The following is a 12,908-nucleotide window of genomic DNA, read 5'->3' on the forward strand; positions in this document are numbered from 1 at the left end:
CCGGGCGTCCTGCCAGGCGCGGGGGGACGAGGCCCGCGGGAACGACGTGCTAGGGTGCCGGCCTCGTCCCGGCCATGCTCTTCACCAGCGCCACGTTCCTCTTGTTCCACCTCGCGGTGGTGGCCCTGCGGTGGGTGCTCCCCAGGGCGCTGGTGGGGCCGCTGCTGCTGGTGAGCAGCTACGTCTTCTACCTCTCCTGGGGGCCCCTGTACGGGCTGCTCCTGGGCGGGATGACGGTGCTGGGCTGGGGCGTGGCGCTCGGGCTCGAGCGCGGCTGGCACCGGCGGATGCTGCTGGGCGTCAGCGTGAGCGTCGTGCTGGGCGTGCTCGCCTGGTTCAAGTACGCGGGCTTCCTGGCGGCCCAGGGCGCGGCGTTGCTGCGCCTCGCGGGCCATGAGGTCGGCGCGGGACACCTGGACATCGTGTTGCCGCTGGCCATCTCGTTCTACTGCTTCGAGCTCATCAGCTACCTGGTGGACGTGCACCGGGGGGACCCGGCGGAGCGCTCGCTGTGGCGCTTCGCGCTGTACGTGGCCTACTACCCGCACCTCATCGCGGGCCCCATCGTCCGCGCGGGCGAGCTCCTGCCCCAGTTGCGCACGCCCTCCGACTTCGACGGGCGACGCTTCAGCGACGGCGTCTTCCTGAGCCTCGTCGGCTTCACCCAGAAGCTCGTGTTCGCCGACCGCTTCTCGTTCTGGGCGGACGAGGTGTTCGCCCATCCAGGAGCCCACGCGAGCTTCGGCGTGTGGATGGGCGTCATCGCCTACACGGGGCAGATCTACTGCGACTTCGCCGGGTACTCGAACATCGCCCGGGGTGCGTCGATGATGCTCGGGCTGGAGCTGCCGGAGAACTTCCGCCTGCCCTATCTCTCCACGTCGCTCACGGAGTTCTGGCGGCGGTGGCACATGACGCTGTCGCGCTGGCTGCGCGACTACCTCTACATCTCGCTCGGGGGCAACCGCCGGGGCTCGCTGGCGCAGTACCGCAACCTCTTCCTCACCATGCTGCTGGGCGGGCTGTGGCACGGCGCGAACTGGACGTTCCTGTTCTGGGGCGCGCTGCACGGCGCGGGGCTGGCGGTCCACAAGCGGTGGGACGGCTTCGCGCGCGCGCGTCCGTGGGGCGTGGTGCGTGAGCGCGCCGGCTACAAGGTGCTCGCGTGGGCGGCGACGCTGGTGTTCGTGATGGTGGGCTGGGTGTACTTCCGCGCGCCGACCTTCACGCTCGCGCACGAGGTGCTCGGCCGCATGTTCCTCCCCGCGGCCGGCCCGGACGCGCTGCGGCTGGAGGGGTCCGGCTTCCCCGCGGGCCTGAGGACGACGCTCGTGCTCACGCTGGCCCTGGGCGTCGTCCACGGACTGGGGCGCTTCCAGGTCGGCGACAGGCTGCATGCGTGGCTCCCCGCGCCGGCCCGGGGCGTGGCCTGGCTGGCGTTGGTGCTCGCGTGCTACCTGCTGGCGGAGCCCCGGGAGCAGTTCATCTACTTCCAGTTCTGAGCCATGGAGATCGTCCAGCCCCCAGCGCCCGCGCCGATGCCCGAGCCCTCCGGGCCCGCGGTGTCTCCCGTCACGGTGGAGCCTCCCGCGCAGTCCCCGCGTCGGCAGCGTCACGCCGCGTGGGCGGCGGTCGCGGTCCTCGTGGTGGGCGTGGTGGTGCTGGAGGTGGGCTTCCGCGCCTCGCGGCTGGCGAGGTCGCTCGCGGACGAGAGCCTCTACCTCCGCAAGGGGCGCACGTTCGAGTCCTCCGCGGGCGCGGACGTCGCGATGACGGGAGACTCGCGCATCCTGCACGGCTTCTCGCCGCAGGTGGTCGCGGACACCGTGGAGGAGGAGCGCGGCGAGCGCCTCCAGGTCTACAACGCGGGCCTGTCCGGGGCGCCCCCCATGGCGCAGTTGGCGTGGGTGCGGCGGCTGCTGTCCCATCCGGAGCGCCGGCCCCGGCTGGTGGTGTTGGGCATCTCGCCGTACATGTTCTCCTCGAGGATCGCCCGCAATCCCTCGCGCGAGTCGCTGACCACGCTCTGGAGGCTCCAGGACCTGGGCAGCGCGGCGCGGGCGGGGGCGGGATTCGAGGAGCTGAGCACCATCATCGTCTCGAACCTCTTCGAGTCCGTGCGGCTGCGCCCCCAGGTGGTGCAGGCGGTGCTCGAGCACCGCGAGGCGGGCAGGCCCGCGGACACGGGCGAGGACGGCTACGTGCGGCTGAGCGGCGTGGACGCCACCACCCAGGCCGCGCGGGCGCGGCAGCGAGGCCAGGGCTACCGCACGGAGATGAAGAAGCCCGAGGCCCGCTTCGGCAACGAGCAGATGGGCTACTTCGAACAGGCCCTGCGCGAGCTGCGCGACGCGGGCGTCGCCACGCTGGTCATCAACACGCCCTCGGCGAGCCAGGTGGACATGGCCTACGGCCCCGACAGCCTCTATGACGAGCACCTCGCCTGGGTGAAGGAGCGGGCCGCGCGCTACGGGGCGCGGTTCGCGGACCTGAAGACGGTGCCCGGGCTCGGGGACAGGGACTTCACGGACGGCGACCACTTGAGCGCCGTGGGGGCCCAGAAGTTCACCGAGCACCTCACGCGCGAACACCTCCTGCCGATGCTCGGAGGCGCGACGGCCGCGGGCCAGGGATGCCGGACCGTGTTCGCGTTCGACACGCCGGAGCTGCGCGAGTGGACACTCCAGGGAGAGGGCCTCGCGGACGCCGCGCGCGGGGGACGCCGCCCCGGCCAGCAGGACCTCACCGGCCAGCGCGGAAGCGGACTCTTCAACTCGTTCACGGCGCAGGGCGACCGCGCGGTGGGCGAGGCGCTCTCGCCCCCCTTCGCCCTGGACGGCGGGCGCCTCCAACTGCGGGTGGGCGGCGGAGGGCACGGACGCGACGTGGGCGTGGCGCTCCTGGTCGACGGGCAAGAGGTCGCGCGGGCGCAGGGCCGCGACTCGGAGGGCCTGGGGCTGCGGACGTGGGACGTGAGCACGCTGCGTGGCAGGTCCGCGCGGCTGCGCATCTGGGACGCGGACAGCGGCGCCTGGGGCCACATCCTCGTGGACGAGGTGAGGCTCTGCCCCGGCCCGGGCGGCGAGCCGTCCCCTCGCTGACCTCCCGCGCCCGTCAGGGCCTGGGGATGAGGATGAGGTCCTCGTCCTGCTCCAGCCGGTAGGCCCCGTCCACCTCCCGGCAGCGCTCCGCGCGCAGGCGCAGCTTCTCGTCCAACTGGCGCGTCTCGTCCGGACTCAACAGGGCGAGCTGCTCCGCCGTGAAGCAGCCCTCGAGCACGAAGAAGCGGCAGAGCGTGTACATCTCCTCGAAGCTCTTCGCGCGGAAGCCGCTCATCGTCGCGACCACTTCATGAGGCCATCGCTGCCGCCGGAGCGTCTCGACCAGGTGCTCCCCGAACAGCAGCGTCCGCGAGAACTCCTGGCACAGCGCGTACGTCGGTCCCCGCGCCGCCGCCATGACGAGGATGCAGTAGCCACCGGGCCGCACGTACCCGAGCAGCCGCTCGATGAACGCGCCCCAGTCCGCCTGGGGCACGTGGTACAGCACGTGGGAGCACAACACGACGTCGTAGCGCTCCGTCCCCTGGTAGCGCTCGAAGGGCTCGACGAGGACCCGGGCCTTCTCCATCCGGAACCCGGCGAGCTGGTCCCGATTCGGCTCGAGCAGCGTGAGGGCATCGAAGTACGGCGCGAGCCGCTCCGCCACCTTCCCCGCCCCCGCGCCCACGTCCAGCAACTCGCGCCGCTCCGGGAGCCGGTGGACGAGCCGCTCCTTGACCACCCGCTCGATGTTCTCGGGGTGCCGCGCGGTGGCGGCGAGCAGACGAAACGCCGTGGCGTACTCCTGCGACGACATCGTGATTCCCATGGGAGTCCCCTTCTCCGGATGAGCCGAGCCACCGCATCCTACGCTCGACGCGCGATACCTGGAGCCCCCACGACTTGCCGGAACAGGCACCTGGGCGTCACCCATGCCAAGCTGGACCTCGGACATCGGGGGACACCGTGACCGAAGAAGAACGCTCCGAGCTGACCGAACGCGCACGACACATCATCCGGAGCTGGGAACGAGATGGCTATGACAACGCCCGCGAGGCCTGGCTCGACGTCGACGCGGTGCTCGAGCAGCGCCAGTACCTGGACCGCGAACTCGTCATGCAACTGGATGACATCCAGAACGAAGCCGCGCGCATGGTGACCCGCGCCCACCTCGGGTAGTCGTCAGGCCTCACGCCGCTCCGCCGCCCCTCGCGACACGCCCCGGACCTTCATCGGTCATCGGGGGGATGCCGGCCGTTTTCCCCGTCCGGCGCCACAACCCGCGCCGCGGCGACTCCGACAATCGGACATAAGCACACACAAACCTCCTGGCACACACCAGGGCGGGGAGTCACCATGTTCCGAGTCAAGAGCGGCACCTCGAGTCCCTCCACCGTCACGACGTCGTCCACTCGCACCGGCGACACCACGCTGCCCCCGCCGCCTCCGCCGCCGCCGCCGCGCGTGGGGGCGTCCGGGCCCGTGAAGCCCGTGGATGCCTTCGTGTCGGGCACGACGCCCCGCCCGCTCGGCCCGCCGCCGCCTCCTCCTCCGCGCCCCACCGTGGGCGGCGTGGGGACCCCCGTCGTCCGGCCGACGGGGGTGAGCGCGCCCACCGTCACCAAGGGCAAGCCCGTCCTCCGCGATGACGCGGTCATCGCGCCGTTCGTCGCGAAGGGCGTCCCGCGGGGCGCCATCAAGAGCATCAGCGACGCGGGCTTCACCGCGCTCCAGGGCCTGGAGAAGGACCGGGGCGACGCGGCCTCGCCCCACTACGCCACCCTCAAGGCGGAGGTGGGCCCCAAGGCGGACCTCATCCGCGCCGTGTTCGCGCAAGGAGGCCCTCACGCGAAGTCCGGCGACGCCCAGCGCGTCAAGCTGGCGGCCGTGCTCAACGAGGGCTACCGCGCGGACGCGACCACCGTCGCGTCGTACCGCAAGCAGATGAGCGTGCTCACCGACGGTAGGTTCGAGCCCTACGTGAAGATGGCCCACGAGCACCTCGCGGAGAACACGAAGGACTACCCGAAGGCGGCGGAAAGCGCGGAGCGCATCCGCGGGCTCGGCGACGAGGACAAGGTCGCCGTCTACAAGTACACCCAGGAGAAGTTCAAACCCTACAACCGCTCCGTCCTCTACCCGCTGGGGGACACCCGCGGCGACGGCCCGGTGACGCGCGACCTGAACACGCACCTGGATGGCATCGCCGTCACCCGCTCCGCGCTCAGCCAGTTGCCCGTGTTCGATGGCACGGTGTACCGCGGGGACAAGAAGAAGAACTACAACGACTACGTCGAGGGCGCCGTCATCACCCGCGACTCGTTCACCAGCACCGCCAAGAAGCCCGAGTCGAAGTTCGACGGCGACGCCATCCTCGAAATCAAGACGAAGACGGGCCGCGACATCCAGGGCGCGTCGCTCAAGCCCGGCGAGGAGGAGGTCCTCATTCCTCCCGGGGCCACCTTCCGCGTCGTCGAGCGCGATGACCGCGGGCCCATCCTCCGGCTGAAGCTCGAGGAGATTTGAGCGGCGGCGGGGCGTCCCCGCATGGACCCGCTGCCCGCAGGACGAGCGCTCGCGGGCGGCGGGTTCGGGACCGACGGGGACGACCGACCCCGCCAGGCTCGAAGGTCGCCGGGAGGGCGACCTCCTCGTTCCGGATGGCCAGTCACCGTCGATGGCTCAACGCTGTCTCACCTGTCGTTGGCAATGAATCATCATCGCGGCCCCTCCGGATTGTCCGGGAAGTGGGTGGCTCGTAGGAACGAGGCGCGCCTCGCGTCCGCACCGCGCCCCCCACGCCCTGGAGTCCCCCATGTTCCGCTCGTCCCTGCTCTTGTCTGGCCTCACGCTCGCGCTGTCGACCTCGCCCGCCTCAGCGGGTGAGCCCACGGCGGGCCCACCGTCCCCGGCGCGCATTCCGGAGTTCGAAGCGTCCTATCTGGACGCGGTCCCCCGTGAGTTCTCCCTCGCCGCGGTCTCCGGGGTCGCGACCCGCTACGAGGGCTGGCCCAGCGTCAGCGGCACCGTCAACTTCACCTTCTACTGGCCCGCGATCCGCCGCGGCTCCCATGTCTTCATCTCCGCGAGCGAGGTCAACAACGCGGGCGGGCGGTTCCTGGGCCTGGCGACGTTCGCCGTCCAGAACGTCGCGGTGATGGATGGTCGCGTCGAGTTCAGGGTGTTCATCGGCTGGGACGCTCCGCTGCGGATCTCGACCGACATCCTCGTCATCGACCCCTGAGCACGCCGCCCCGGAGCGCCCCTCGGCCCGTGCAGGTCAGAAGTGGACCTGCATGCGGATGCCGGCCATGGGCCACAGGTGCACCGCCTTGTTCTCGATGTCCGAAGACTCGTCCAGGTCCTCGAAGAAGGGGATGTCCTCGGACGACTCGATGGTGACGCTGGTGGTCGAGTACACGCCGGCCGTCATCATCACGTAGGGCCCGACGGAGAACAGCTCGTTGATGCGGTAGTCGAGCCCGCCCTGGACGGACGCGAACTCGAAGCCCCTCACGCCGGTGGTGACGGCCGCGCTCACGCCGCCCTCGCTCGCGGAGCTCTTGATGCTCAGCGACTCGTAGCCGATGCCCAGGCCCAGCCAGGGGCGCAGCTTCTGTCCGGGGAGGAAGTGATAGGACAGGTTCGCGCCGAAGCGCAGTTGACGCACGGAGCAGTCCGCCCCGGCCGGGCAGTCCCCGGCGTACATCCCGAGGCCGTACTGGAAGTAGCCGCCCAGATACAGGTTCGAGTTGAAGAAATAGCCCGCATCCAGTTGCAGCGGGATGACGCCGGACACCATGTCGCCCAGCTTCGGCGCCTCCCTCCCGTCCGGCGCCCCCGCGGCGCTCCCCACCGGGAGGCCGTAGCCCGCGCGCAGCCCCAGCGCGAAGCCCTTGTCCGCATCCGCCTGCTCGCTCTCTTCGTAGCCGTTGACCTTCTTCCGGCGGAAGTTGCCCTCGTCCCGCCAGTCCGTGGCGAGCGCCGCGGGCGCGGCCAGGGAGAGGGACAAGGCAGTGAGCTTCCAGAGGAGATGGGTCGTCATGATGAGGAGATCCCGAGGCGGAGTGACGCCGCCGTTGCAGTGGATGCGCCTTCCGACGACGACCCTCCTGGAAAATTCAACGAGCGCCCAAACCTTCACCTCCAATCCAGGTGGGAGAGCCGCGCACGCAGTCGCTGATACTTCTCGGATTGTCAGCAATCCAAGCAACTGGTGTATGGAGCGGGCTTCCCCGCAGTCCACGAGGAGTCTCCGATGCGTCGTCTCGGTACTGCCCTTCTTTCCGCCAGCCTGTTGGTCGGCTGTGGTCCTTCTTCGTCCGAGCCGTCCCCCGAGCCCGAGCAGCAACAGGCCTCACCGCTGACCACGACGGACGTCGACGTGGCGCCCGAGTGTCAGGGCATCCTCACGTTCGTGAACACGGCGCCCTTCGCGACGCTGGACGACTATCTCCCCAACGACGTCGTCACCAACCTCGTCGCGCGCCGCGCCACGGCACCGTTCGTATCGCTGGCGGACGTGAACAGCGTCAGCCTGGTGGGCGACACGCGGCTGGCGCAGTTGGAGGCCGGCGCGCGCGCGCAGGGCTTCATCACCAGCGGTTGTGTCGGCATCCTGGACCAGTTGGCGGTCTCCGTGGATGACGCGGCGGCCATCGTCCACCTGGTCAACACGGTGGACGCGGACACGATGTTCATCGTGCTCCCCAACGCGTGGAACGGCGCCAGCACCCTGCTCAACCTGCGCCCCTTCACCAGCGTCCAGGCCATCTCCAACGCGTATGGCATTGGCCCGGCGAGCCTGCGCAACCTGCGCAACGCGGCCAACATCGGCTACTCGCTGGAGATGCTGTCCACGGCGGTGAACGCGCTGCCGGACGACCTGCCGTCCGTGAACCTCATCCTCGGCTTCAACGCGCAGAACGTGCTGGAAGGCGCCTACGGCAACGACCGCAACAACGGCGGCGAGTGCTGGGGCTACGCGCCGGGCACCCTCCCCAACTCCAACTGGACGGTCCACACGGCGCCCGCCACGGCGGCGCAGGTCTACTCCGACGTCAACAGCGTGGTCAGCTTCGCCGACTACATCGGGGACATCGACGCCGACGTCATCACCGACGGCATGGCGGACCTCCAGACGCGCATCGCGGGCCGCACGTTCAAGGGCTGCCGCCTGAGCTATCAGGACGGCCCCTGGGCCGGCATCGTGGTCAACTTCTTCCTCGACACCTCGAGCAACTTCAAGGTGCTGACGCGCTGGCACTGGGTGGAGTAGCGCCCCGCGCCAGCCCGCGCGGGAGTCTGCTCCGTTCCCGCGCGGGGGCTGCCCCGCGTCACGAGGTCAGGCGGCGGCGCACTGCAGCGCCCGCCCCACGCGGCTCGCCAGGGGCCGGCCGAGCTGCTGGCTGATCCACACGGCGCAGTCCACCAGCCGGTCCAGGTCCACGCCCGTGTCGATGCCCCGGTCCTTCAGGAGGTAGACGAGGTCCTCGGTCGCGACGTTGCCCGTGGCGCCCTTCGCGTAGGGGCACCCGCCCAGCCCGCCCACGGAGCTGTCGAAGACACGCACCCCGAACTCGTAGGCGGCGTGGACGTTGGCGATGCCCATCCCGTACGTGTCGTGGAAGTGCCCGGCGATCCGCTCCAGCGGGACCACGGCCGCCACCGCCTCCAGCAGCGGCATCACCGTCGCCGGGGTCCCCACGCCAATCGTGTCGCCGAGCGACACCTCGTAGCACCCGGCCTCCACCAGCCGCCGCGCGACGTGAGCCACGCGCTCGGGCGCGACGCGGCCCTCGTAGGGGCAGGCGATCGCGCAGGAGACGTAGCCGCGCACCGGGATGCCGTCCGCGCGCGCCGCCTCGAAGACCGGGGCGAAGCGGGCGAAGGACTCCTCGATGGAGCTGTTGATGTTCTTCCGGGCGAAGGACTCGGACGCGGAGGTGAACACCGCCACGTGCGCGGCGCCCGACGCCACCGCGGTCTGGTAGCCCCGCAGGTTGGGGGTGAGCACCGGGTAGCGCAGCCCCGGGCGACGCACGAGCCGGCGCATCACGTCCGCGTGGTCCGCCATCTGCGGCACCCACTGGGGCGACACGAAGGACGTCGCTTCGATCTCCCGCAGCCCCGCGTCCGCGAGCCGGTCGATGAGCTCCACCTTCTTCTGCGTGGGGAGCAGCACGGCCTCGTTCTGGAGACCATCACGGGGGCCGACCTCGACGATGCGAACGGAGCTCATGACGCCTTCTCTTCGATAACCGCGAGCTCCGTCCCCTCGCTGACCTGCTCCCCGACCTGGTGCCGGAAGCTCGCGACCACGCCCGCGTGCGGGGCCTGGATGGTGATCTCCATCTTCATCGCCTCCATCACCACCAGCGGTGCCCCCTTCGCGACCCGGGTCCCCGGCTCGACCAGGAGGGCAATCACCTTGCCCGGCATGGGCGCGCGCAAGCCGCCCTCGACCTCTGCGCTGGACGCCTCGACGTCCAGCGGGTCGAACCGCTCCAACTCCCAGCGCCGGCCCTCGAAGAAGACGTACCGGCGGTCCCCGACGGGGACGACCGTGCCGTGGACGGTGCGCGCGTCCACCCGGCACACCACCGCGTGGTCGGCCCCCACGGAGAGGCGCACCTGGGAGGGCGCCGCGCTCCCGGCCGCGCCCGGCGCCGCCTGCCGGACGGAGTACGTCCCGGGGGCGAGGAACTCGGCGCGGACCTCCCGGACCGCCTCACCGCTCCGCAGCGTGACGAGGTGGGGGGCGACCGACCCCAGGCGGAAGCCGTCCAGCAGGGCCCAGGGCGAGCCCGGCTCGGCGGCCAGGGAGCGCGCGCGCGCTCGCGCCAGCTCGGCGGCGGCGCCCAGCAGCCAGACGTCGTCGGGCACCGTGGCCTCGGGCGGCTTGAGGGCCTCCCGCTCGCGCTCGATGAGGCTCGTGTCCAGGTCCGCCTGGGAGAACGAGCGCGTGCGCGCGAGCCGGCCCAGGAACTCGATGTTGTTGGCCACGCCCACGACCTGGTAGCGCGCCAGGGCCTCGCGCAGGTGCCGCAGCGCCTCGTCCCGGTCCGAACCCCAGACGATGAGCTTGGCGATCATGGGGTCGTAGAAGGGGGTGATTTCATCCCCCTGCTCCACGCCGGTGTCCACGCGCACGTGCCGCGACGGCTCCGGCGGCACCAGGTGCACGAGGCGCCCCACGGACGGGATGAAGCCCTGGTCGGGGTTCTCCGCGTAGACGCGCGCCTCGATGGCGTGCCCGTGGAGGGACAGCTCGCCCTGGGCCTTGGGCAGCTTCTCGCCCGAGGCCACGCGCAACTGCCACTCCACCAGGTCCAGGCCGGTGACCTCCTCCGTGACGGGGTGCTCCACCTGGAGCCGGGTGTTCATCTCCATGAAGTAGAAGTTGCCGGACGGGTCCGCGATGAACTCCACGGTGCCGGCGCCCACGTAGTCCACGGCCTTGGCGGCCAGCACCGCCGTCTCGCCCATCCGCGCGCGCAGCGCCGCCGTCATCCCCGGCGCGGGCGCCTCCTCGAGCACCTTCTGGTGGCGCCGCTGCACCGAGCAGTCGCGCTCGAACAGGAACACGTGGTTGCCGTGCGTGTCGCCGAAGACCTGGACCTCGATGTGGCGGGGTCGCTCGACGTACTTCTCGATGAGCACCTCGTCCGAACCGAACGCGCTCAGCGCCTCGCGGCGGCAGGAGGCGAGCTGCGCCTCCACGTCCTCGGCGCGGTCCACGCGGCGCATGCCCTTGCCGCCGCCGCCCGCGCTCGCCTTGATGAGGACGGGGAAGCCGATGCGCACGGCCTCCGCCTTCAGCCGCTCCACGCCCTGGTCGTCGCCGTGGTAGCCGGGCGTGGTGGGCACCTTCGCCTTCTCCATCAGCGCCTTGGAGGCGGACTTCGACCCCATGGCGCGGATGGACGCCGCGCGCGGCCCCACGAACACGATGCCGGCCGCCTCGCACGCGTCGGCGAGCGCCGGGTTCTCCGAGAGGAAACCGTAGCCGGGGTGGATGGCGCGCGCGCCCGTCTTCCGGGCCGCGGCGATGAGGTTCTCCACCACCAGATAGGATTCACGCGCGGCGGCGGGGCCGATGCGCACCGCCTCGTCCGCCAGTCGGACATGGCGCGCGCCCGCGTCGGCGTCGGAGTACACCGCCACCGTGCGGATACCGAGCCGGCGGGCGGTGCGGATGATGCGGCAGGCAATCTCGCCACGATTCGCGATGAGCAGGCTTTCGAGCATGGGAGTCCTACATGCGGAAGACGCCGAACCGGGTCTCCTGGATGGGAGCGTTCAGCACGGTCGAGAGTGAAAGGCCGAGCACCCGGCGGCTCTGCGCCGGGTCGATGACACCGTCGTCCCACAGGCGCGCCGTGGCGTAGTAGGGGTGCCCCTGCTCCTCGTACTGGGCGCGGATGGGCGACTTGAACTCCTCCTCCGCCTCCTTGGACCAGGAGCCCCCCTGCGCCTCGATGCCGTCGCGCTTGACGGTGGCCAGCACGGAGGCGGCCTGCTCGCCGCCCATGACGCTGATGCGCGCGTTGGGCCACATCCACAGGAAGCGCGGCGAGTACGCGCGGCCGCACATGCCGTAGTTGCCGGCGCCGAAGCTCCCGCCGAGCAGCATGGTGATCTTCGGCACGCGGGCGGTGGCCACCGCGGTCACCATCTTCGCGCCGTCCTTGGCGATGCCCGCGTTCTCCACCTTCCGCCCCACCATGAAGCCGGTGATGTTCTGGAGGAACACGAGCGGGATGGAGCGCTGCGCGCACAGCTCGATGAAGTGCGCGCCCTTCTGCGCCGACTCACCGTACAGGATGCCGTTGTTGGCGATGATGCCCACGGGGATGCCGTACAGGTGCGCGAACCCCGTCACGAGCGTGGTGCCGTAGCGGGCCTTGAACTCGTCGAGCCGGGAGCCGTCCACCAGCCGGGCAATCACCTCGCGCACGTCGTAGCGCTTGCGGTGGTCGAGCGGGACGATGCCGCCCAGCTCACCCGGGTCGTAGAGCGGCTCCTCGGAGGGCGCGAGCACCACCGAGCCGGGGCGCGCGCGGTTGAGGTTGGAGACGATGCGGCGGGCGAGGAAGAGCGCGTGCGCGTCGTTCTCCGCCATGTGGTCCGCGACGCCGGAGATGCGCGTGTGCACGTCCGCGCCGCCCAGGTCCTCGTTGGTGACGACCTCGCCCGTCGCGGCCTTCACCAGCGGCGGGCCGCCCAGGAAGATGGTGCCCTGGTTCTTGACGATGATGGTCTCGTCGCTCATCGCCGGCACGTAGGCGCCGCCCGCGGTGCACGAGCCCATCACCACGGCGATCTGCGGGATGCCCGCCGCGCTCATCTGCGCCTGGTTGAAGAAGATGCGCCCGAAGTGCTCCCGGTCCGGGAACACGTCGTCCTGGCGCGGCAGGTACGCGCCGCCGGAGTCGACCAGGTAGATGCAGGGCAGCCGGTTCTCCTGGGCGATCTCCTGCGCGCGCAGGTGCTTCTTCACCGTCATCGGGTAGTAGGTGCCGCCCTTCACGGTCGCGTCGTTGGCGACGACCATGCACTCCTGGCCCTCGACCCGTCCGATGCCGGCGATCATCCCCGCGGCCGGCGACTCGCCGCCGTACATGTTCCACGCGGCCAGTTGGCCGATCTCCAGGAAGGGACTGCCGGGGTCGAGCAGCCGCTCCACGCGGTCGCGGGGCAGCAGCTTGCCGCGGGCGACGTGGCGCTGGCGGGCGTTCTCACCGCCGCCCTTCGCGGTGAGGGAGACCTTGTCGCGCAGGTCGTCGACGAGCTTGCTCATCGCCTCCGCGTTCGAGCGAAACTCCGCGGAGCGGGTATCCGTGGTCGATTTGAGGATGGCCATGT

Annotated in this window: 11 protein-coding genes; 6 read left to right on the forward strand and 5 right to left on the reverse strand. The window is 70.8% G+C overall.

From position 1 onward, the window contains the following. Positions 1–74: 74 nt before the first annotated feature. A complete protein-coding gene (locus tag LZ198_RS07920) occupies positions 75–1,502 on the forward strand; it encodes an MBOAT family O-acyltransferase (RefSeq protein WP_253971273.1) in 1,428 nt (475 codons plus the stop codon). 3 nt (positions 1,503–1,505) lie between these two features. After that, positions 1,506–3,101 (forward strand): DUF1574 family protein, encoded by a 1,596-nt coding sequence (locus LZ198_RS07925; RefSeq protein ID WP_253971274.1) that lies wholly within the window; start codon positions 1,506–1,508, stop codon positions 3,099–3,101. Between the two features lie 13 nt (positions 3,102–3,114). Here the strand turns inward: LZ198_RS07925 and LZ198_RS07930 are convergent, their stop codons facing one another. After that, on the reverse strand, positions 3,115–3,870 hold the full coding sequence (locus LZ198_RS07930; RefSeq protein ID WP_253971275.1) for a class I SAM-dependent methyltransferase: 756 nt from the start codon (positions 3,868–3,870) through the stop codon (positions 3,115–3,117). A gap of 137 nt (positions 3,871–4,007) precedes the next feature. Between LZ198_RS07930 and LZ198_RS07935 the strand changes: the two genes are divergently transcribed. The 3 genes from LZ198_RS07935 to LZ198_RS07945 all read left to right on the forward strand — a co-directional run bounded on the left by LZ198_RS07935 (position 4,008) and on the right by LZ198_RS07945 (position 6,285). After that, positions 4,008–4,220: a hypothetical protein gene (locus LZ198_RS07935; protein ID WP_253971276.1), complete on the forward strand. Its 213-nt coding sequence runs from the start codon at positions 4,008–4,010 to the stop codon at positions 4,218–4,220. Between the two features lie 177 nt (positions 4,221–4,397). Continuing rightward, complete coding sequence (locus LZ198_RS07940) at positions 4,398–5,567, forward strand: ADP-ribosyltransferase domain-containing protein (protein WP_253971277.1); 1,170 nt, start codon at positions 4,398–4,400, stop codon at positions 5,565–5,567. A gap of 289 nt (positions 5,568–5,856) precedes the next feature. Further along, positions 5,857–6,285 carry a hypothetical protein gene (locus LZ198_RS07945; protein WP_253971278.1) on the forward strand — a complete coding sequence of 143 codons (429 nt, stop codon included), beginning with the start codon at positions 5,857–5,859 and terminating at the stop codon, positions 6,283–6,285. Between the two features lie 36 nt (positions 6,286–6,321). Here the strand turns inward: LZ198_RS07945 and LZ198_RS07950 are convergent, their stop codons facing one another. Further along, positions 6,322–7,086, reverse strand: a complete 765-nt coding sequence (locus LZ198_RS07950) for a porin family protein (protein ID WP_253971279.1) — start codon at positions 7,084–7,086, stop codon at positions 6,322–6,324. Positions 7,087–7,299: 213 nt separating this feature from the next. Here LZ198_RS07950 and LZ198_RS07955 point away from each other — a divergent pair, with 213 nt between their 5' ends. Next, positions 7,300–8,319 (forward strand): hypothetical protein, encoded by a 1,020-nt coding sequence (locus tag LZ198_RS07955; RefSeq protein WP_253971280.1) that lies wholly within the window; start codon positions 7,300–7,302, stop codon positions 8,317–8,319. A gap of 66 nt (positions 8,320–8,385) precedes the next feature. Here the strand turns inward: LZ198_RS07955 and LZ198_RS07960 are convergent, their stop codons facing one another. The 3 genes from LZ198_RS07960 to LZ198_RS07970 are packed head-to-tail and all read right to left on the reverse strand — an operon-like array spanning position 8,386 to position 12,906. Next, the gene (locus LZ198_RS07960) at positions 8,386–9,282 is read right to left on the reverse strand and encodes a hydroxymethylglutaryl-CoA lyase (protein WP_253971281.1); all 897 of its coding nucleotides are present in this window, start codon (positions 9,280–9,282) and stop codon (positions 8,386–8,388) included. Then, positions 9,279–11,291 carry an acetyl/propionyl/methylcrotonyl-CoA carboxylase subunit alpha gene (locus LZ198_RS07965; protein ID WP_253971282.1) on the reverse strand — a complete coding sequence of 671 codons (2,013 nt, stop codon included), beginning with the start codon at positions 11,289–11,291 and terminating at the stop codon, positions 9,279–9,281. Before LZ198_RS07965 ends, LZ198_RS07960 begins: the two co-directional genes overlap by 4 nt. Before the next feature lie 7 nt (positions 11,292–11,298). Beyond that, positions 11,299–12,906 (reverse strand): carboxyl transferase domain-containing protein, encoded by a 1,608-nt coding sequence (locus tag LZ198_RS07970; RefSeq protein ID WP_253971283.1) that lies wholly within the window; start codon positions 12,904–12,906, stop codon positions 11,299–11,301. Between the last annotated feature and the right edge of the window lie 2 nt (positions 12,907–12,908).

Source organism: Myxococcus dinghuensis, from assembly GCF_024198235.1.
In the GTDB taxonomy this organism is placed as follows: Bacteria; Myxococcota; Myxococcia; order Myxococcales; family Myxococcaceae; genus Myxococcus; species Myxococcus dinghuensis.